A 20,921-nucleotide genomic window follows, 5' to 3' on the forward strand; every position below is an offset into this window, starting at 1 on the left:
TATGCAATCATCTTTCATTATCCCTGTAGGCGTATCTGTTTTCGCCCCATTCATCGACAGAAGTGAGGTCTGCTCTGATGTTGTTCGTCTGGAATACCGGATTTTCGCCACGTTTGAGCTGCTTCTTGTAGTCGGCTGCGACTTGCCAGACGACGTTGCTCAGACCGAATACGGCGACCAGGTTGGTCACGGCCATCAGCGCCATGAACAGATCAGCTGTCGCCCATGCCGTATCGAGATCCATGACGGAACCGACGAAGATCATGACGACCACGAGTATTTTGAATACGAACAGTAGCACACGGTTCTCCTTGATGTAGTATAGATTGCTCTGCCCATAGAAATAGTTGCCAAGAATGGAACTGTAGGCAAACAGCAGGATGACAATCGCAATGAATGTGGCACCGAATGAACCGATCTGCTCGGTCATTGCCATCTGTGTGACTTCGATTCCCTGCACAGCATCTGCACCAAAACTCAAATCGGTATACATGAGGATAAGGATTGCTGTCGCAGTACATACGATCATCGTATCGAAGAAGACACCAAGCGATTGTATGAGACCCTGTTTGACCGGGTGGCTGACTGCTGAGGATGCTGCTGCGTTCGGTGCAGAACCCATACCCGCTTCATTGGAGAAAAGTCCCCGCTGGAAGCCGTTGAGTATCGCAGCACCGACAGCACCACCGAATACTTCACGAATGCCGAAAGCATTTGTAAAGATTCTTCCAAGCATCGGTATGATCTGGTCGTAATTGATGATCAGAATGACGAAGACCACACCCAGATAGATGATGGCCATCACCGGCACAATATATCCGGTAACGTTCGCAATCCATTTCGCACCACCAAAGATGACCAGTCCGGCAAGGGCGGCAACGATGAGGCCGATGATCCACCGGTCCACATTGAAGGCCTGTTCATAGGCATGCGCAATCGTATTTGCCTGCAATCCATTGAACACAAAGCCAAAAGTGATGGTGATCAGAACGGCGAAAAGCAACCCCAGCCATTTCTGGTTGAGTCCCTTCTCCATGTAGTAGGCCGGCCCCCCGCGGAACCCGCCTTCAGCATCCTTCACCTTATAGACCTGCGCGAGTGTGGATTCGAAAAACGCAGTGGCTGCACCAAAGAATGCAACAATCCACATCCAGAAGATGGCACCCGGGCCACCGAGTACAATCGCAGTGGCTACCCCTGCGATATTTCCAGTCCCGACACGGGAAGCTGCACTGATAGTAAATGCCTGGAACGGGGAAATCCCCTTCCGGCCATCCGGCAGTGCTTCTCCCTTTTCCGTCAGCACATGGAACATTTCCTTGAACCATCTGAACTGGACGAACTTGGAACTGATTGAAAAATAAAGACCTGCGACGATCAGCAGTCCTATGAGGAAGTCTCCCCATAGAAGCGAGTTGCCGACTTCGACAAAAGTTTTAAACCATTCGGGTATTATCCCTTCAAAATCCATATTGCACCTCCTGAGATAATTTCCATTATATCATTGACGAAAGTGCTATGAAGAAAGAAATTGATTTTACTGGTTTCCGAGTGCCGGATTTTCAAAAACGACACTTTCCACTTCACCGAATTCATTCTCATCGACAACAAAGGAACCATTGGCATATTTGCCGCTGACACGGATGGATCTGGCATCGATATCAAAGCTTGATCCAGCCGAGAAGAGTGTCATGTCTATATTGTTTTCGATGAGGCGTGCGCCGATGATGCGGTGCGGCTTCGATTTGATTTCCTTGAGCAGCGTATTCCCGACCTGTGCCCGGCCGCCCGCTTCAAACGTATCGATGGCTGTGCGTTTCACTGCCCCCCGCTGGGTGACGGTCACAAGAAACTTCTCATTTGTGATGAGACCGGAAAATGCCAGGCTGTCATCCGCCTTGAGCTGTATTGCTCTCACGCCCTGGGCCTTCAGTCCCGTCGCATTGACATCGGACAGCGGGTACCTGAGGGAAATCCCTTTTTCCGTAACCAGCAGTACATCCGCTGCCGCATCGGCAAGCTCGACACTGATGACAACATCGTCCTTCTTGAGGTTGATGCCCGAGATCGGACGTCTGATGCGGGTTGCTTCATAGGCTTTCAGCCCGGTCTTTTTGATCTGCCCCTGTCTGGTCGTCGTCACAACGGAGACATCATCCCCGTATCCTTCAACGACGAAGGCCGCAACAGGCACTTCCTTCGCTCCGAGTCTGAAGCGGTTCGAAAGATGCTGGCCGTTATCCTTCCAGCGGATATCCGGCAGTTCATGCACCGGAATGATCATGTAGTTGCCGTGGCTCGTGAACACAAGCATATGCTCAAGCGTATGGGCCTGACGGACAAGCAGCACCTGATCGTCTTCCTTCATTCCGATCTCCTCCGGTGTGCTCGCATTATAGCTTCTCTGGCTCGTCCGCTTCACATAGCCTTCACGCGTCAGCGAAACGACCACTTCCTCTTTTGCGATGAGGACTTCCTTTTCGAGTTCGATGGTCTCTATCTCGTCCTCCACGGTGCTTTTACGTGGCGTTGCATACTTCTTCCTGATATCCCTGAGTTCCTTTTTGATCACCTTCGCCAGCTGCTTCTCATTAGAGAGGATGTCACGCAGCTGGTTGATGGTATAGTCCAGTTCATTGTGCTCCGTCTCAAGTTCCACGATGTCCGTATTCGTCAGACGGTACAGCTGGAGCATGACGATGGCTTCGGCCTGGGCTTCTGTGAAGCTGAAGGCCTCCACCAGATTCTCCTTGGCATTGCGCTTGTTGTCCGACTCCCTGATGACCCGGATGACCTCATCCAGGATGGACAGTGCCTTCATCAGACCTTCGATGATATGCATCCGGCGTTCGGCTTCCGAAAGTTCATGCCGTGAGCGGTTGAGGATGACCGACTTCTGGTGGGCGATGTAGCTCGTCAGTATCTCTTTCAGTCCGAGCTGCTTCGGCGCCCGGTCGCTGATCGCCACCATGTTGAAGGAATATGACACCTGCAGATCGGTCTTCTTGTAGAAGTAGTTGATGATGCCTTCGACATTCGCTTCCTTCTTCACTTCAACAACGATGCGCAGTCCTTCACGGTCCGTCTCATCCCGGACTTCGAGTATGCCGTCGACATTGCGGTCCGCACGAATTTCATCCATCTTTTTGACGAGGTTGGCCTTGTTCACTTCAAAGGGCAGCTCCTCGATGATGATGAGCGTCTTGCTGCCTCTTGTATCCTCGGTGCGCACCTTGCTGCGTACGATGATCTTGCCGCGTCCCGTCTCATAGGCTTTCCTGATCTGGTCCACACCCTGGATGGTGCCACCGGTCGGAAAATCAGGACCTTTGACGACTTCCATCAATTCCTCGACGCTTGTATTCGGCTTGTCGATCATCTTCAGTGTGGCATCGATGACCTCACCAAGATTGTGCGGCGGAATATCCGTCGCATAACCGGCGGATATTCCGGTCGAACCGTTCACCAGCAGATTCGGAAATTTGGACGGAAGTACAGTCGGCTCCATTTCCGTATCATCGAAGTTGTTGATGAACTGGACCGTATTCTTATTGATGTCCCTGAGCATCTCATTCGATATTTCGGACAGCCTTGCTTCTGTATATCGCATGGCAGCAGGCGGGTCGCCGTCGACACTGCCCTTGTTGCCGTGGATATCGATCAGCCCTTCGCGCATCTTCCATTCCTGCGACAGCCGGATCATCGCTTCATAAACACTGGAATCCCCGTGCGGATGATAGTTGCCGATGACGTTGCCGACTGTCTTGGCGCTTTTCCGGAACCCTTTCTCATACGTGTTGCCTTCCTTGTACATGGCGTACAGAATGCGCCGCTGTACCGGTTTCAGACCATCTCTGACGTCAGGGATGGCACGATCCTGGATGACATACTTGCTGTAGCGGCCGAAACGGTCGCCGATGACATCTTCAAGCTGCATCCGCTGGACTTGTTCAGTCATTCATTTCACCACTTTCTGCAAATTTCGTGACGTCGTCCTTGCCCAGTATGCTGTCTGCATCCTCGAGCGTGAAACTGACATTGGATTCGATCCACTTTCTGCGCATCTGGACATTATCGCCCATCAGCGTCGTCACACGCTTCAGCGACAGTGCTTCATCTTCCACCTGTACCTGGATGAGCGTACGTGTTTCGGGATCCATGGTCGTTTCCCACAGCTGGTCCGGCATCATTTCACCTAACCCCTTGTAGCGCTGCAGGTCGATATTTTTCCCCATTTCCTTCTGTGCCTGGACCAGTTCGTCTTCGGTCCACACATATCTGACGTCGGCTTTCTTCTTGCCGCGCGTCTTCAGCTGGAAGAGCGGCGGCATTGCAATATAGATCTTTCCTGCATCAAAGAGCGGACGCATATAATTGAAGAAGAACGTCAGCAGAAGCACCTGGATGTGGGCGCCGTCCGTATCCGCATCGGTCATGATGACGATCTTGTCGTAGTTCGAATCCTCCACATTGAATTCGGTACCGACACCGGCACCGATCGTATGAATGATGGTATTGATTTCTTCATTCTTGAATATATCTTCGAATCTTGCCTTCTCCGTATTGATGACCTTGCCGCGCAGCGGCAGGATGGCCTGGAATCTTCTGTCCCGGCCCTGCTTGGCGGAGCCCCCTGCCGAGTCACCCTCGACAAGATACAGTTCATTCTTTTTGGAGTTGCGGCTCTGGGCAGGTGTCAGTTTGCCGGACAGCAGCGTATCCTTGCGGCGTTTCTTGCCGTTCCTTGCCTCTTCACGCGCTTTTCTTGCGGTCTCCCTGACATTCCTTGCCTTGAGTGCCTTCTTGACGAGCTGGGTGCTGAGTGGCCCATTCTCCTCGAGGAAGTATGGCAGATGCTCACTCATCAGCGACTCCATGACATTACGGGCTTCACTGGTACCGAGTTTGCTCTTCGTCTGCCCCTCGAACTGGAGCAGGTTCTCAGGAATCTTCACTGAAATGACCGCCGTCAACCCTTCGCGGATGTCATTGCCTTCAAGATTCTTATCTTTGTCCTTCAGTTCATTGATCTTGCGTGCATACTCATTGAAGACACGCGTAAAGCCGGTCTTGAAGCCGATCTCATGTGTGCCGCCATCTTTCGTCCGTACGTTATTGACGAACGAAATCAGCGTTTCCGTGTACTGGTCGTTATACTGGAAGCTCACTTCAGCCACAATATCATTGTATTCACCCGAAAACATGACGACATCACCGATGGCATCCTTGCCTTCATTCAGAAAATTGATGAAAGCCTTCAGTCCATCATCGTACTTGAAAGTTTCCTCAAGCGGCGCTTCCGGGCGTCTGTCGGTGATGGAGATCTTCAGCCCCTTCTGAAGAAAGGCCGATTCGCGCATGCGCTCCATGATTGTCTCAAAATTGAATACTGTGCCGGACTTGAAGATTTCCCCATCCGGTCTGAAAGTCACTTCCGTCCCTGTCTCCCTTGTCTTGCCTGTCACTTCGAGAGGCCGGTCCAGCTTGCCGCCGTCCTTGAATGACATTTCATGGATCTTCCCATCCCGGAAGATCCTGATTTTCACCCATTCGCTCAGGGCATTCACCACCGAGGCACCGACACCGTGCAGCCCGCCCGATGTCTTGTAGCCGCCGGCGCCGAACTTGCCGCCCGCATGAAGCACAGTGAAGATGACTTCAGGTGTTGGTTTCCCTGAAGTATGCATGCCTGTCGGCATGCCGCGTCCATTATCCCGGACAGTGATGCTTTCATCCGGGTTGATTGTAATGCTGATCTCGTCCCCATGGCCATTGATGACCTCATCCACCGAGTTGTCGGTGATTTCATACACCAGATGGTGAAGCCCCCTATGGTCGGTCGAGCCGATATACATTCCCGGTCTTTTCCTTACGGCATCCAGACCTTCCAGTATTTGAATCGAATCATCATTATAAGTATTCTGTCCTGCCAAATCTGATATCCTCCTACAAACATACGTTCGTTATTTTTATCTCATGTTCTATTTTTATACAAAACCTCCATGATTGCAACCATAATCGTTTCAAATACTGAAATTAGTTTACATAATAATATTATTGTAAACTATGTTTTGTTATGCCTCATCAAAATTTTATGGTAAACTGTTAGTACCTGATAATAAAGGGGTTTTAAAATGGAAATGATCATAATACTCCTGGTGTTGAGCTATCTTCTAGGGTCCGTGCCTTTCAGTCTGCTTATCGGCAAATGGTTTTATAAAATTGATATTCGGCAGCATGGCAGCGGGAACATCGGAACAACCAATACTTTCAGGATTCTCGGAAAGAAAGCAGGTATTGTTGTTCTTCTGCTCGATATGCTCAAAGGTGCCATCCCGGTGCTTGCTGCAATGCTACTGGATCCGGATATGCATATTTTCATCCCTGGACTTGTCGCAGCCCTTGGTCATGTGTATTCGATCTTTCTTAAGTTCAAAGGGGGAAAGGCTGTGGCAACAAGTGGGGGTGCTGTACTTGCATACAACCCCATTCTTTTCATCCTGCTGCTGGCGGCTTTCCTGATCACATTGAAAATCAGCAAATATGTATCCCTTTCCAGCATGGTCAGTGCAGTGCTCTTCTTCATACTTTCGCTGATCTTCAGAGATCCTCTACTCATCGCTTTTTCTTTTATCATCGCTGTAGTAATTGTTGTTAGACATATCTCCAACATTAGACGTATAATAGACGGGACAGAAAGCAAGATTACATTCATGTAGCAGAAGGGATGATGAAAATGCTAGAAGTTACAGATCGTGCACTTGATTGGATGAAGGAAGAACTGGAACCAAACGCAGGACAGGGCGTCAATATCTATGTAAGATACGGTGGAGAGACACAGCTGAAACAAGGATTTTCCCCGGCACTGACGGTAGAGCGCATCCCCTCTGACAGTAAAGTATATGAATTTGAAGGACTTCAGATTTTCATCAAGGAATCCGACCTCTGGTATTTTGAAGATACAGAGCTGATCATTGATTCGGATGAAGATGAAATCATATTCAACAGCAAATAAGCAAAAGGCGCATCTCCTGATCAGGAGATGCGCCTTTTTAAGTTTCTATGCTTTGAGTTTGTTTCTGAGGACAAGCTGCAGGATACCACCATTGCGGTAGTAGTCGACCTCGACTTCGGAGTCGAAGCGTGCTTTGACTTTGAAGTCCGTCTTTTCTCCTGCTTCGTTCGTTGCGACAGCATCAAGGATATGTCCAGGCATGACATTTTCATCCACTTTGATATCAAATGTTTCACTGCCATCGAACCCGAGGGAGTCTGCGTCTTCACCATCGACAAACTGCAGTGGCAGTACGCCCATCATGACGAGATTTGAGCGGTGGATACGCTCATAGCTTGCAGCAATGACCGCTTTTACGCCAAGGAGATTTGTCCCTTTCGCAGCCCAGTCACGGCTTGAGCCCATGCCGTAGTCGTCGCCGGCGAGGACGACAAGACCTGTTCCATCCTCCTGGTACTTCATCGCTGCATCATAGATGCTCATCACTTCGCCGGTCGGCCAGTACGTTGTGAATCCTCCTTCCTTGCCGTCCGCTATCTTGTTGCGGATGCGGATGTTGGCGAACGTACCACGAAGCATGACTTCATGGTTGCCACGACGGGAACCGTAGGAGTTGAAGTTTCTCGGTGATACACCTTGCTCAATCAGCCATTTGCCGGCTGGTGTATCCTTGCCGATTGCGCCTGCAGGTGAGATGTGGTCGGTTGTGACCGAGTCTCCGAATTTGCCGAGTACACGGAGTCCATTGAGTGACTCGACCGTACCCGCTTCCGCTGAAAGGTTCTGGAAGAATGATGGATTCTGGATATACGTGGAATCCGGATCGAAATCATAAAGTGGGGCATCTGTCGTTTCGATATTATTCCAGATTTCATTGGCATCGAATACCTGCTCATACTCTTTTCTGAACAGCTCAGGGCTGACGTTGCCCATTACAGCATCTTTGACTTCCTGAGTGGAAGGCCAGATATCCTTCATGAAGACATCATTGCCCTCCTTGTCCTTGCCGAGCGGTTCATTCTTCAGGTCGATATCCACTGTACCTGCCAGTGCATATGCCACAACAAGCGGTGGAGATGCCAGGTAGTTCGCTTTGACAAGCGGGTGGATTCTGCCTTCGAAGTTACGGTTTCCGGAAAGTACGGAGCTCACGAGCAGATCATTTTCAGTGATTGCATCCGTAATTTCCGGGAGCAGTGGACCGGAGTTTCCGATACATGTTGTACAGCCGTAGCCGACAAGGTTGAAGCCGAGCTGGTCGAGGTATTCCTGCAGTCCGGAATCATCCAGATAACCGGTAACGACTTTGGAACCCGGAGCCAGTGAAGTCTTCACATATGCAGGGACTTCCAGACCTTTTTCCACAGCCTTCTTGGCGACGAGACCCGCACCGAGCATGACGTATGGGTTGGATGTGTTGGTACATGATGTGATGGCTGCGATGACAAGGTCGCCGGTCTTCATTTCAACGTCTTTGCCGTCTTTGAAGTTGACTGTCGCCGTCTTATCGAACTCGGCTTCATCAAGACCATGGCCATGATTGCCGCTTTCCGCTGTGACGGATTTCCTGTACTCTGCCTTCATGTCGGACAGTGTAATCAGATCCTGCGGACGCTTCGGTCCAGCCAGGGAAGGTTCGACAGTGGAAAGGTCCAGATCGACCACTTCGCTGTATACAGGTTCGTTTGCCGGGTCGAAGTACATATCATTTTCCTTGAGGTATGCTTTGACGACATCACAGTGCTCTTCACTGCGGCCCGTCAGTTTCATGTATTCAAGTGTTTCATCGTCAACCGGGAAGAAACCGCATGTTGCACCATATTCAGGTGCCATGTTCGCGATGGTTGCACGGTCGGCAAGTGGCAGTTCTGTTACGCCCTGGCCGAAGAATTCGACGAATTTGCCGACAACACCCTGTTTTCTGAGCAGCTCAGTGACACGGAGCGCCAGATCGGTTGCTGTTGCGCCTTCAGGAAGCGCATTGGTCATGCGTACGCCGACAACTTTAGGAACCGGGAAATAGGAAGGCTGGCCGAGCATGCCGGCTTCAGCTTCGATACCGCCGACACCCCATCCGAGTACACCGAGACCGTTGATCATCGTCGTATGGGAGTCTGTTCCGACAAGTGTATCGGGGAATGTAACGCGTGCATCGCCATCTTCTTTCACATGGACCACATTGGCCAGGTACTCGAGGTTGACCTGGTGGACAATGCCTGTTGCCGGTGGAACGGCCTTATAGTTGTCGAAAGCTTTTGTTGCCCAGTGCAGAAACTCGTAGCGCTCCTGGTTTCTTTCGAACTCGAGCTCCATGTTCTGTCTGAGTGCATCGTCGGTACCATAGGCATCGACCTGTACGGAGTGGTCGATGACGAGATCCACAGGTACTTCCGGGTTGATCTTCTGTACGTCGCCTCCGACATCATCCATTGCTTTTCTCAGAGATGCGAGATCGACAACTGCCGGTACACCGGTGAAATCCTGAAGGATGACACGTGACGGTTTGAATGGTACTTCTTTTCCTTCGTTATCACCCTGATCCCACGTTGCCAGGGATTCGATGTGCTCGTCCTTGATGACACTGCCATCATACTGGCGAAGTACTGATTCAAGAAGCACTCTGACGGAGTATGGCAGCTTGTGCGTTTCGGACATGCCGCGTTCAGTCAAAGTCTTCAGACTGTAGTAGTCGTAGTCCTTGCCATTGACGCTGAACGACTTTCTGGCCGCTTCACTAACATTTTGACTCATTTCTAATAGCCCCCTATCAATATTCCAGTCATATGACCGTTCATATCAATTGTATATCTTTACAATAGGGATGTAAACGAAACGCGACACGATTCGGACATGATTACGATACAAAAAAATGACCTATAGCGATAAGCATAACTTATCTTTATAGGTCATTTCGATAACTATATATTATTCTGTGCGTTTAATGGTTCTTCTGCGCCTGTTCCTTTTCGTGATCTTTCATCAGCTTCTCATACTCTGTGCCTTCATAGTCAGGCTCGTGAAGGAGATTCAATGACCTCTGCTCTTTGGCTATGTCCTTATAGGTCGAAACCATCATGAGTATCAGAATGATCGAGAACGGGAATGCCGAGATGATTGATGATGCCTGCAGTGCGGTCAATCCGCCGCCCATCAGCAGCACGACTGCGATCAGCACCTGGGCAACACCCCAGATCATCTTGACCTTGTTTGGTGGTGTCAGTGAACCATTTGTCGTCTGCATACCGAGCACAAATGTTGCCGAGTCTGCAGATGTGATGAAGAATGTACCGATCAGAAGCACTGCAACAATCGAGACAATCAGACCCATAGGCAGATTGCTGAATACTTCAAACAGCACGACTTCGGTCGCAAGATCTGCGTACCCGCCGTTTGTCATCTGGGAATCGATGGCAGTCACACCGAAGATGCTGAACCATAGGAAGCTGACAGCAGCCGGTCCAAGCATTACAGCAAGAACGAATTCACGGATGGTGCGACCCTTCGATACGCGGGCGATGAATATGCCGACGAATGGGCTCCACGCCATCCACCAGCCCCAGTAGTAGATTGTCCAGGAACCGAGCCAGGCACTCTTATCCTCATTCAACGGTGCCACATCATAGCTCATGCCGATGAAGTTGGTCGCCATGGAACCGAAAGTATCCGTCCACATGTTCAGAATCAGGACAGTCGGCCCAAGGACGAGTGTGAAGATCATCAGCAGTCCTGCCAGTATCATATTGGCGTTACTCAAATACTGGATTCCTTTTGACAGGCCGGACCAAGCACTGGCCATGAACAGCACTGTAATTATAGTGATGATGATGATCTGTACATAAATATTATTAGGGATATTGAACAGATAGTTCAGTCCGCCATTGATCTGTCTGACACCAAGTCCAAGGGAAGTTGCAACACCAGCAATTGTGGCGAATACCGCAATGACGTCGACTGTTGTACCAATCGGACCATCAACGTGCTTCCCAAGAATCGGTCTCAGAGTGCTTGAGATCAATCCCGGCTGGTTACGTCTGAACTGTGCAAAGGCAAGTGCCAGTCCTACAACTGCGTACACTGCCCAAGCATGGAAGCCCCAGTGGAAGAATGATCTTCTGAGAGACTCTTTCATTGCTTCGTCTGTTTCAGGTGCTGCTGTCGGTGGTGTAAAATAGTGGCTGATCGGTTCGGCAGCTCCCCAGAATACAAGACCGATACCCATGCCGGCACTGAAAAGCATCGCAAACCATGACAGGGTTTTGAACTCCGGTTTATCTGTCGGCTTGCCGAGACGAATCTGCCCCATCGGTGTAAATACAAAAATCAGACAGAAAGCGATGAAGATGGTTGTCAGCGATACATAGTACCAGCTGAAGTTGTTCGTAATGAATGCCTGCATGCTGCTTGTCACACTTTCGAAGCTGTCCGAGAAGAAAACCCCGTACAGCACAAGTGCTGAAACAATGACAAGCGCAATCCAGAAAACTGGAGTCAGCTTTGTTTTGCTGTTCTCATTCATGATATTCCTCCTTTTAGTTTATGTGATTATCAATTTACTATTTGTAATGAACCTTACAAAACAATTACTCATGTTAGCATATTACACATGGTCTGGCAAATTGAATTCCCGACTGTAACCGCTTAATCAGAATGAATTAATAAATTTACAGGAATATTACATTCATGATTGTGCCTATGTCCATATGTTATGATAATATGATATCTCACTTCAAAATCACTATATGACTACAGGAGGAACCCGACCATGTGGCAGGAATTCAAAAGTTTCATATTGAGAGGCAACGTCATCGACCTGGCTGTCGCTGTCGTAATAGGTGCTGCATTCAGCAAGATTGTCACTGCACTCGTTGAAAATATAATCATGCCGTCCATCGCCCTCATTTTCGGCAATACCGACTTTACGTCGGAATGGGCATACAGAGGCATTACATACGGTGTGTTCATCCAGGCAATTATCGACTTTCTCATCATCGGTGTCGCCGTATTCGCATTCGTCAAGGCAGTCAACGTGCTGACACAAAACAGACTCGTCAAGAAAGAAGAAGAAGTCGAGGTGGCAGAAGACGAGCAGGTTGTTCTGCTGAGGGAGATCAGGGACGCCTTGAAAAAAGATCAGACTGGGGCATAAAAAAACGTTCAGTCCAAAATTTTGATGGATGAAACGTTTTAGGGTGTAGACTGATGCCGGAAGTTGTCCAAGCAGCTACAGATGGAGACAAAGCCGCCCCCTCTGCAGACTGGATTAGTTCCAGTGTGTATGGAGGGGGCGGCTTTTTGTGCTGTTTTAATCGGATTTGATTGGGAGATGGACGAGCGGGGATGAAGTTTACTCGCTCACTTGCCATGGCGGCATCCGCGATGGTGAATTAACCCTCCAACTTGCCATGGTGACGCCCGCGATGGTGAATTAACCCTCCAACTTGCCATGGTGACGCCCGCGATGGTTAGTTGACGCCATTGCCACACCAATCCCATCCCCCAAATAAAAAGACTGCAGACGTGTCATTCTACAACGACTTTGTCTACAATCCGACACGTTCCGTCAAAATTTTGGCCGGAACGTTTTTTTATGAAATGCCGATGATGGTGGCGACGACCAGAGCCGCTGCAGCAATGACAAGCCACAGCACAGTCACTTTCCAGACGAACCTGACCCATTTGATATATGGAATTCCGGATACAGCGAGCACTCCCATCAGCGAAGCGGATGTCGGTATGATCGTGTTGGTGATGCCGTCCCCATACTGGTATGCCAGTACCGCAACCTGTCTTGATATGTTCTGCAGGTCTGCAATCGGCGTCATAATCGGCATTGTCGTCATGGCCTGGCCTGAACCTGAAGGGATGAAGAAGTTGATGATGACCTGTATGACCAGCATGCCGAGTGCTGTAATGGATGGTGGCAGGAAATCTAGAATGCTGCTCATGCCATGGATGACCGAGTCTATGATGACACCGGATTCGAGTACGACGACAATGGCACGTGCAAATCCGACAATGATTGCGCCATAGACGACAAGCTTCATGCCATCAATGAATGCATCAAAAATGTCATTGATCCTCATTCCGCCCACCAGTCCCGCAATCAGCCCGATCAAAAAGAAGTTGGCGGACAGTTCCGTCAGGAACCAGCCATACTGGAAGATGCCGTAGACATTGATGATGATGCCGAGAACGAATGTGGCAAGAATCATTATGTGCCGCTTCCTGAGTGCTTCGAAATCCATGACATCGTCCGTAAAGTTGACCATGCCCTTTTTCGATTCTTCATATACAAGACTCGATTCCGGATTCTTCTGCACCTTCTTGGCGTAGTGCATCACATAGAGGATCCCTGTTCCGAGTACCGCCAGATAGACGATGGTTCTGAATCCCCATCCTGAAAAGATCGTCAGCTCAGCGATCTGCTGGGCAATGCCGACGGTAAATGGGTTGAGCATGCCGCCGATGAATCCAGCAGCCGCACCGAGCGTCACCATGGCCGTCCCGACTATCGCATCATAGCCGAGTGCTGTAGCCAGTACGATGCCGACCGGAACGAATATGATTGCTTCCTCGGACATGCCTGTCGTAAAGCCGAGAATTGAAAATACAAGCATGATTACCGGAATCATCAGCTTCTCCCTGCCCTTCACTGCAACCATCACCTTCTGGATGGCCGCCTCGATGGCACCTGTCGCTCTGATGATGCCGAACGCGCCCCCTACAAGAAAAATATAGAAAATAATACTGGCACCATCTATCAGGCCCGTCGGAATGGCCTTGAAAAGTTCGAAGAAGGATACAGGGCTCTGCTCGACATTCGTATAGCTGCCCGGTACAACTTCCGTCCTGTCCCCCACTTCCACTCTTTCGAATTCCCCGGCCGGTATGACATAGCTCAGTGCCGCAGCGATGATGACCACCGCGAAAAGAATCGCATACGTATGCGGGAACCTGAACCCCGGTGCAGGTTCTTTCCTGGTATCTCCTTTATTCATATTATCTCTCCTAAAGAATTGATATTTCCATTATACAGATATTTCGAAACATGAAAAGACTGTATTATTTGAACTTTTCCAATTATTTGGGTAATTGCGGTTGCCATCATCGAATCGTGAAGTATAATTGAATAGAGATCTATTGAAAGGGGATTCAGAATGAAATACATAAAAATACCCCATGCATTCGTGCTGATATATGCCATCATTATTCTGGCGATGGTCATGAGCTATATCATTCCAGCTGGGGAATATGAAAGATACGAGAATGAAAACGGCACGCTTGTCGTTGATGAAACTTCATTCCAGTATACGGAACAGACACCTGTACACTGGACCGAAATCTTCCGCAGTGTTCCTGAAGGCATGACGGATGCCGCAGGTATCATCTTCCTTATATTCATCATCGGCGGCGCCTTCGGCATGATCAACGGAACAGGCGCCATCGAGGCGGGCATCAACAAGGTCGTCTCTCTGCTCAAAGATCGCGAAGTCATTCTGATTCCGCTGACGATGCTGATCTTTTCGTTCGGCGGTGCGACTTTCGGAATGGCTGAATCGACACTGATCTTCATTCCGATGGGCATCATGCTTGCACGCTCGCTCGGCATGGACGCCATGACCGGCATGGCCATGGTGGCGCTTGGTGCCGCTGCCGGCTTCTCGGGGGGATTCATGAACATCTTCACCGTCGGCGTGGCGCAGCAGATCGCTGAACTGCCGCTTTTTTCCGGCATGTTCTATAGGATCATCGTGCAGCTGGTGTTCGTGCTCATCGCGGCATTCTTCGTCTATCGTTACGGCAGGCGTGTCCAGAAGGACATGAACAACAGCTATGTCTATGGACTGGAAAGGACTGCACAGAACGAAACGTATGAATTCAAAGAGCTGACCATGAGGCATATTCTTGTACTTATGATTACATTCTCGGGATTCGGTCTGATCATATACGGTGTTGTGCAGGGCTGGTCCACCGGCACCGACCTGGCGGCCATATTCCTGGCCATGGGAATCATATCGGGACTTCTCGGCGGCAATTCGCCGAACGGCATCGCCGAAGATTTCATCAGAGGTGCAAAGGAAGTGACATTCGGTGCTCTGATCGTCGGACTTGCGCGATGCATCCTGCTCATACTGGAGGATGGCACCATCATCGATACGATCATCTTCTCCATCAGTACGATTCTTGAAGGCCTGCCCGCCTCAGTTGCCGCAGTCGGCATGTTCCTGACCCAGTTCATGATCAACTTCTTCATTCCGTCGGGATCCGGACAGGCGGCAACCACCATACCGCTCTTGGCACCGATCGGAGACATTGTCGGTGTCTCCCGCCAGTCCGTGGTGCTTGCCTTCCAGATGGGGGATGGACTTGCGAACTACCTTTTCCCGACATCAGCCATTCTGATGGCCGGGCTCAGCATTGCCAACATCCCTTATGAGAAGTGGTTGCGCTTCGTCTGGCCGATCATGCTTGTGTGGGTGATTGCAGGCGGTGCTTTCATGGTGATCAGCCTGTGGATCAATTACGGTCCCTTCTAGCATGAATAAAGACACTGGATCTTTCAGGATCCAGTGTCTTTATTGTTGTAGTATTGTTTGATTTCACTGATGAAGTAGAGACTGCCCGTCACAAGCAGCAGATCCCCTTCAAATGCTTCGATGAATGAGATATAGTCGGCCACCATCGACTTGTCGGGATGGTTCACTTTTTCAAATATATGCTCCTTGGACAGCGATTTTTGGAAATCGAAGTCCGTCACATGGAACGATGCTGCAATCTCTCCGAGCATATCCACCATATCGGACAGCGGTTTACCTTCGATGGCTGAGAACAGCACTGTAATTTTTTTATCACTGTACTGCCTTTCCATCGTTTCCACAAGTGCTCTCATCGATTCCCTGTTGTGTGCCCCATCGATGATGACAAGTGGATCGGTGCTCACAGTCTCGATGCGTCCGGGCCAGGATGTCTCCTCGATGCCATGGATCATCTTATTGAAATCAAGCACAGCTTTTCCTCGCTCATGAAGCTCGAGCAGCGCAGCAATGGCAAGGGAGGCATTCTCCTTCTGGTGTCTGCCCACCATGCCGAGCTTTATATCCTGAAAATCATAGTGCGCATACTGGAACTGGAATTCGCCGTTATTCGGCATGAGGATGATATCCCGATCGAGTTCTATGCCTTTCGCATCATTATCTTCAAGCACCTTATGGATATATTCGCGCGATACCTGATCCTTTACGCTGAAGACGAGTGGAATGCCGGGTTTGATGACTCCGCTCTTATCCTTCGTAATATCAAGCAGCGTATCCCCAAGAATACTCGTATGATCGAGTCCGATGCTTGTCAGCACCGTCATGATGGGCATGAAGACATTGGTCGAGTCGTGTTTTGCTCCAAGACCCGCCTCCACGATGACATAGTCGACCGGCTTCAGCGCACCGAAGTGGACAAACATCATCATGGTGATGATTTCAAATTCCGTTGCGGTTCCGAGCTCCGTTTCAAGCTCCATTGCTTCGCTTGCCGGCTTGACGATCTCGATAAGCTCGATGAGTTCACCATCCGATATCGGGCTGCCATCCACCGAGATGCGTTCATTGAACGTCTCGATGTATGGTGAGGTGAATGTGCCGACAGTATAGTCATTCCGGTTCAGTGCATTTCTCATATAGGACACCGTAGAGCCCTTGCCGTTTGTACCGACGACATGGATGCCGTTGATGTTCCGCTCAGGATTGCCGAGCCGCTCGAGCATCCATTCCATCCGTCTGACACCGGGTTTGATGCCGAATTTGATTCTTTCGTGGATCCAATCCAATCCTTCCTGGTAGTTCATGGCCTATCCCTTTCTTTTCAAGCTGTCAAGCCGTTCTGTGACCTCATTGTACTGGGCCTGATAGCCAAGCTGCTTCTCTCTTTCCTTTTCCACTACGTCCGCTGGTGCATTGGCGACAAACCGGTCATTGCCAAGTTTCCCTGCGACACGCTTCAGTTCGCCATCGAGACGTTTCTGTTCGTTCTCAAGGCGTGCAATCTCCTCCTGCATATCGATCAGGCCGGAAAGCGGCAGGATGACGGTTGCGCCATTGACCACATCCGCCTTGACATCCTCTTCCGTCGAAATTTCAGAAGCGATTTCTAGTGCACTCGGGTTGCAGAAGCGTTCGATATAGTGGCGGTTCGTCTCTATGATTTCACGTCTCGTAACATCTTTCACTTCAATGAATATGTCGATCGGTTTCGACAGTGGTGCATTCACTTCGTTTCTCGTCTGTCGTACCGACTTGATGATGTCCACAAGCAGTGCCATGCCATCTTTTGAAGTCGGATTGCTGAGGTGCGTATGCGCCTTCGCCCATTCGCTCGTGACAATCGTACGGTCTGCTTCAATCGCCTGGTATATCTCCTCAGTCACAAACGGCATGAACGGGTGCAGCATCTTCAGGATGCTGTCCAGTGTATGCAGCAGAACAGAGCGCGTCATCGCCTTCTCCGCTTCAGTACCTTCGGTCATCGGCACTTTGGCCATCTCGATGTACCAGTCGCAGAAGTCATCCCAGATGAAGTTGTACAGCAGGCGCCCCACTTCTCCGAACTCATAGTGCTCGGACAGCTGTGTCACGTTGCCGATGGTTTCATTCAGACGGGTCAGAATCCACTCGTCAGCGAGCGACTTCTCCCCTTCGAGACTGATATCGTCCATGCCGAAGTCCTCACCGATATTCATCATGCTGAATCTGGATGCATTCCAGATCTTGTTGATGAAGTTCCAGACCGATTCCACCTTCTCGTCGGAATATCTGAGATCCTGTCCCGGTGTCGATCCTGTTGCCAGGAAGTACCTCAGCGCATCTGCACCGTACTTCTCGATGACATCCATCGGGTCGACGCCATTGCCGAGGGATTTAGACATCTTGCGGTTCTGTTCATCCCTGACCAGACCATGGAGCAGCACATCGTCAAACGGCTTCTCGCCGGTATGCTCGAGGGAGGAGAAGATCATCCTGGCCACCCAGAAGAAGATGATGTCATATCCTGTAACAAGGACATTCGTCGGGAAGAACTTCTGCAAGTCCTCCGTCTCTTCCGGCCACCCCATCGTGGAGAACGGCCATAGCGCACTTGAGAACCACGTATCGAGGACATCTTCGTCCTGAACCCAGTTGTCGGCATCCGTCGGCGGCTCCATGCCGACATATATTTCGCCGGAGTCCTTATGATACCAGGCCGGAATCTGATGGCCCCACCAGAGCTGGCGGGAGATGACCCAGTCGCGGATATCGCCCATCCAGCGGCGGAAAGTGGAGTCGAAGCGTTCAGGGACAAAATTGACTGCGTTATCGGAGTCCTGGTTGTCCAGACTCTTCTTCGCCAGTTCATCCATTTTTACGAACCACTGCGTCGACAGGTAAGGTTCGACGACGGCGCCACTGCGCTCCGAATGGCCGACGGAGTGGACGTGCGGTTCCACTTTGATAAGGTATCCTTCCGATTCCAGATCTTTGACCAGTGCCTTGCGGCAGTCGAAACGGTCCATGCCTGCATATTTGCCGGCCAGCTCATTCATTGAGCCGTCTTCATTCATTACGTTGATGCGCTCGAGGTCATGACGCTCGCCGAGGACGAAGTCGTTCGGATCGTGTGCCGGTGTCACCTTCATGACACCCGTACCGAATTCCATATCGACATAAGGGTCCGAGATGATCGGCAGCTCGCGCTCCATGATCGGCAGTGTGACCGTCTTGCCGATATACTGCTTGTAGCGGTCGTCATCGGGGTGGACGACAATGGCCGTATCCCCGAGCATTGTTTCAGGGCGTGTTGTTGCCACTTCCAGATGGTTGCCATCCGGCAGCGGGTATCTGACATGATAGAAGTTGCCTTCAATCTCCTTATGGATGACCTCGATATCACTGAGTGCCGTCCGGGTTTCCGGATCCCAGTTGATGATATATTCGCCGCGATAGATCAGATCCTTATTGTACATGTCGACAAACACTTTTCTGACGGCCTTCGACAAGCCCTCATCCAGAGTGAAGCGCTCCTTGTCATAGTCGAGGCCAAGGCCGAGCTTCTGCCACTGGCTGCGGATGAAGTCGGCATACTCCTCTTTCCAGTCCCATGCCTGTTCGAGGAACTTCTCACGCCCGATATCGTGGCGGGAGAGGCCTTCTTCACGCATGCGCGCCTCAACTTTGGCCTGGGTCGCAATGCCGGCATGGTCCATGCCCGGCAGATAGAGCACTTCATACCCCTGCATCCGCTTCATCCGTGTAATGATATCCTGCAATGTTGTATCCCATGCATGGCCGAGATGAAGTTTGCCCGTCACATTCGGTGGCGGGATGACGATGGAGAACGGCGGCTTGTCAGACTGTGCATCGGATTTGAAATAGCCTGACTCGACCCACTTCTCATATTTACCTTCTTCTACAGATCTCGGATCGTACTTTTTGGACATTTCCATATAAATCTCTCCTTTTTTGGACAAAATAAAAAGCTTCCAGTCCATAAAACATAGGACGGAAGCTCCGCGGTACCACCTAAATTCAGCACGAATGCTGCACTTGGGATGATTAACGCTCATCAGACGTCAGCTCCTACTCGAATGTTCAGAACCGATCTCTGCAGACTACGTTCGTGATATACTTCGGCATGTTCACAGCCCCCACATGCTCTCTGTCACCCGTATACCACTACTCTTCTGCCATTCATCTATTTGCCTTGATTTCAATATTATGCGAACGTCTCGATGGTGTCAAGTCCCATCATGTGCATGCTGGCGCCGCTTCCTGTTTTTTCTGAGCAGCATATTGATCAGTGGTGCCACAATGAGAAGGATGAAAAAGATGCGGAAAATGTGGTAGCTTGAAATCATGGCGATATTGGCACCCATTTCAACAGCCACAATGATGATCTGACCGATACCACCGGGCGCTGCACTCAAGAACAGATCCGTAAAGTCATGTTCCGAAATGAGCAGAAATACCATGACCAGTCCCAATGTACCGATGATGAGCAGCATGTTCTGGATCAGCATCGACAGTATCAGCCGCTTGTTGAGCTGGTTGACAAGTGTCGATATCTGAAGGCCGATCCTTATGCCGAAGAACAGCTGGGCGGCATACATGAATGAAACATCGACCGAAAAGGTATAGTCCGTCACCACATTCCATGCGAGAACGACAAGCATTGGTCCGATCATGTAGGGTACCGGAAACTTCATCAGCGTCATGATGTAGATGACAGCGGGAATACCGAGCAGCATCCACAGCATGTCAACGGTTGCGACCGATGTAAGCGAAGAGGCGACTTCGTTTGTGCCCGTCAGATTACTGCCTGCAGTGAAACTCGCAATCAAAGGAACGAATATGACTACAAGTACAATGCGCGACATCTGGGTCAGTGTCACAAGCAGCAGATCCGCCCGTTTCTCCTCCTCAGCCATGACGATCATCTGGGACAGTGCGCCTGGAATCGAAGCAAGTACTGCGGTTTCCAGTGTACATCCGGTCATTCTCATGAAAAACCCGGCAAGAAGGAGGCTCAGTCCGATGATCAGGAGGGACAGCATGATGATCGTAATATAGTCTTCCGCCATATCTGCAAGCGTTTCGAGCGTGAACGTCGAGCCGATTTCAACTCCAATAATGATCAGCCCCAGATTGCCGAACCACTTCGGATAATGAAAATGGGTAGTCACCATCCTGTAGAAGACGACCGTCGCAATCATGGCGCCGAACAGCCATGGCATGACCATCCCTGCCCATTGAAGCAGAGCCGACAGGATGATTGCCGACAGAAACAGCAGGAACAGGTTGAGATATCTCATGGACGTCCTCCTTTCATAATGATTATTTCGGAATCCTAAATAATAAAATGCCATAGAACAACCCCGCCGAGT

The 20,921-nt window shown here is 50.2% G+C and carries 13 protein-coding genes and 1 other annotated feature; of the genes, 4 read left to right on the forward strand and 9 right to left on the reverse strand.

Going from position 1 to position 20,921, the window contains the following annotated elements:
• Nucleotides 1-7: 7 nt before the first annotated feature.
• The 3 genes from FO441_RS04870 to parE all read right to left on the reverse strand — a co-directional run bounded on the left by FO441_RS04870 (nucleotide 8) and on the right by parE (nucleotide 5,933).
• Entirely contained in the window at nucleotides 8-1,471 is a 1,464-nt protein-coding gene (locus FO441_RS04870) for an alanine/glycine:cation symporter family protein (protein WP_145286578.1), read from the reverse strand.
• Between the two features lie 66 nt (nucleotides 1,472-1,537).
• Complete coding sequence (gene parC, locus FO441_RS04875) at nucleotides 1,538-3,958, reverse strand: DNA topoisomerase IV subunit A (protein WP_145286581.1); 2,421 nt, start codon at nucleotides 3,956-3,958, stop codon at nucleotides 1,538-1,540.
• Nucleotides 3,951-5,933: a DNA topoisomerase IV subunit B gene (parE, locus tag FO441_RS04880; protein ID WP_145286582.1), complete on the reverse strand. Its 1,983-nt coding sequence runs from the start codon at nucleotides 5,931-5,933 to the stop codon at nucleotides 3,951-3,953. Before parE ends, parC begins: the two co-directional genes overlap by 8 nt.
• Nucleotides 5,934-6,134: 201 nt before the next feature.
• On the opposite strand from parE, the gene plsY reads away from it, so the two are divergent.
• Nucleotides 6,135-6,719 (forward strand): glycerol-3-phosphate 1-O-acyltransferase PlsY, encoded by a 585-nt coding sequence (plsY, locus tag FO441_RS04885; RefSeq protein ID WP_145286585.1) that lies wholly within the window; start codon nucleotides 6,135-6,137, stop codon nucleotides 6,717-6,719.
• Between the two features lie 17 nt (nucleotides 6,720-6,736).
• Nucleotides 6,737-7,015 (forward strand): HesB/YadR/YfhF family protein, encoded by a 279-nt coding sequence (locus FO441_RS04890; RefSeq protein ID WP_342782177.1) that lies wholly within the window; start codon nucleotides 6,737-6,739, stop codon nucleotides 7,013-7,015.
• A 45-nt stretch (nucleotides 7,016-7,060) separates the two neighbouring features.
• Here FO441_RS04890 and acnA read toward each other — a convergent pair whose 3' ends face one another.
• Nucleotides 7,061-9,766, reverse strand: a complete 2,706-nt coding sequence (gene acnA, locus FO441_RS04895; protein ID WP_145286590.1) for an aconitate hydratase AcnA — start codon at nucleotides 9,764-9,766, stop codon at nucleotides 7,061-7,063.
• A gap of 187 nt (nucleotides 9,767-9,953) precedes the next feature.
• Nucleotides 9,954-11,531 carry a glycine betaine uptake BCCT transporter gene (locus FO441_RS04900; protein WP_145286593.1) on the reverse strand — a complete coding sequence of 526 codons (1,578 nt, stop codon included), beginning with the start codon at nucleotides 11,529-11,531 and terminating at the stop codon, nucleotides 9,954-9,956.
• A gap of 246 nt (nucleotides 11,532-11,777) precedes the next feature.
• On the opposite strand from FO441_RS04900, the gene mscL reads away from it, so the two are divergent.
• Nucleotides 11,778-12,161 (forward strand): large conductance mechanosensitive channel protein MscL, encoded by a 384-nt coding sequence (gene mscL, locus FO441_RS04905; RefSeq protein WP_145286596.1) that lies wholly within the window; start codon nucleotides 11,778-11,780, stop codon nucleotides 12,159-12,161.
• A 439-nt stretch (nucleotides 12,162-12,600) separates the two neighbouring features.
• On the opposite strand, the gene FO441_RS04910 is transcribed toward mscL, so the two are convergent.
• Nucleotides 12,601-14,013: a YfcC family protein gene (locus tag FO441_RS04910; protein WP_145286599.1), complete on the reverse strand. Its 1,413-nt coding sequence runs from the start codon at nucleotides 14,011-14,013 to the stop codon at nucleotides 12,601-12,603.
• A gap of 159 nt (nucleotides 14,014-14,172) precedes the next feature.
• Here FO441_RS04910 and FO441_RS04915 point away from each other — a divergent pair, with 159 nt between their 5' ends.
• Nucleotides 14,173-15,552: a YfcC family protein gene (locus FO441_RS04915; protein ID WP_145286601.1), complete on the forward strand. Its 1,380-nt coding sequence runs from the start codon at nucleotides 14,173-14,175 to the stop codon at nucleotides 15,550-15,552.
• 23 nt (nucleotides 15,553-15,575) lie between these two features.
• Here the strand turns inward: FO441_RS04915 and FO441_RS04920 are convergent, their stop codons facing one another.
• The 3 genes from FO441_RS04920 to FO441_RS04930 form a co-directional block, all read right to left on the reverse strand.
• Complete coding sequence (locus FO441_RS04920) at nucleotides 15,576-16,853, reverse strand: bifunctional folylpolyglutamate synthase/dihydrofolate synthase (RefSeq protein WP_145286604.1); 1,278 nt, start codon at nucleotides 16,851-16,853, stop codon at nucleotides 15,576-15,578.
• Nucleotides 16,854-16,856: 3 nt separating this feature from the next.
• A complete protein-coding gene (locus tag FO441_RS04925; protein ID WP_145286607.1) occupies nucleotides 16,857-19,484 on the reverse strand; it encodes a valine--tRNA ligase in 2,628 nt (875 codons plus the stop codon).
• A gap of 48 nt (nucleotides 19,485-19,532) precedes the next feature.
• Nucleotides 19,533-19,741, reverse strand: a binding site (T-box leader).
• Nucleotides 19,742-19,775: 34 nt separating this feature from the next.
• A complete protein-coding gene (locus FO441_RS04930; RefSeq protein ID WP_145286609.1) occupies nucleotides 19,776-20,849 on the reverse strand; it encodes an AbrB family transcriptional regulator in 1,074 nt (357 codons plus the stop codon).
• Nucleotides 20,850-20,921 lie beyond the last annotated feature (72 nt).

This window comes from Salinicoccus cyprini (assembly GCF_007713705.1).
GTDB lineage: Bacteria > Bacillota > Bacilli > Staphylococcales > Salinicoccaceae > Salinicoccus > Salinicoccus cyprini.

Excerpts from the sequence above, each read along its gene's own strand:
- FO441_RS04870 (WP_145286578.1), bottom strand. The coding sequence starts at position 1,471 with ATGGATTTTGAAGGGATAATACCCGAATGGTTTAAAACTTTTGTCGAA.
- parC (WP_145286581.1), bottom strand. The coding sequence starts at position 3,958 with ATGACTGAACAAGTCCAGCGGATGCAGCTTGAAGATGTCATCGGCGAC.
- plsY (WP_145286585.1), top strand. The coding sequence starts at position 6,135 with ATGGAAATGATCATAATACTCCTGGTGTTGAGCTATCTTCTAGGGTCC.
- FO441_RS04890 (WP_342782177.1), top strand. The coding sequence starts at position 6,737 with ATGCTAGAAGTTACAGATCGTGCACTTGATTGGATGAAGGAAGAACTG.
- acnA (WP_145286590.1), bottom strand. The coding sequence starts at position 9,766 with ATGAGTCAAAATGTTAGTGAAGCGGCCAGAAAGTCGTTCAGCGTCAAT.
- FO441_RS04900 (WP_145286593.1), bottom strand. The coding sequence starts at position 11,531 with ATGAATGAGAACAGCAAAACAAAGCTGACTCCAGTTTTCTGGATTGCG.
- mscL (WP_145286596.1), top strand. The coding sequence starts at position 11,778 with ATGTGGCAGGAATTCAAAAGTTTCATATTGAGAGGCAACGTCATCGAC.
- FO441_RS04910 (WP_145286599.1), bottom strand. The coding sequence starts at position 14,013 with ATGAATAAAGGAGATACCAGGAAAGAACCTGCACCGGGGTTCAGGTTC.
- FO441_RS04915 (WP_145286601.1), top strand. The coding sequence starts at position 14,173 with ATGAAATACATAAAAATACCCCATGCATTCGTGCTGATATATGCCATC.
- FO441_RS04920 (WP_145286604.1), bottom strand. The coding sequence starts at position 16,853 with ATGAACTACCAGGAAGGATTGGATTGGATCCACGAAAGAATCAAATTC.
- FO441_RS04925 (WP_145286607.1), bottom strand. The coding sequence starts at position 19,484 with ATGGAAATGTCCAAAAAGTACGATCCGAGATCTGTAGAAGAAGGTAAA.
- FO441_RS04930 (WP_145286609.1), bottom strand. The coding sequence starts at position 20,849 with ATGAGATATCTCAACCTGTTCCTGCTGTTTCTGTCGGCAATCATCCTG.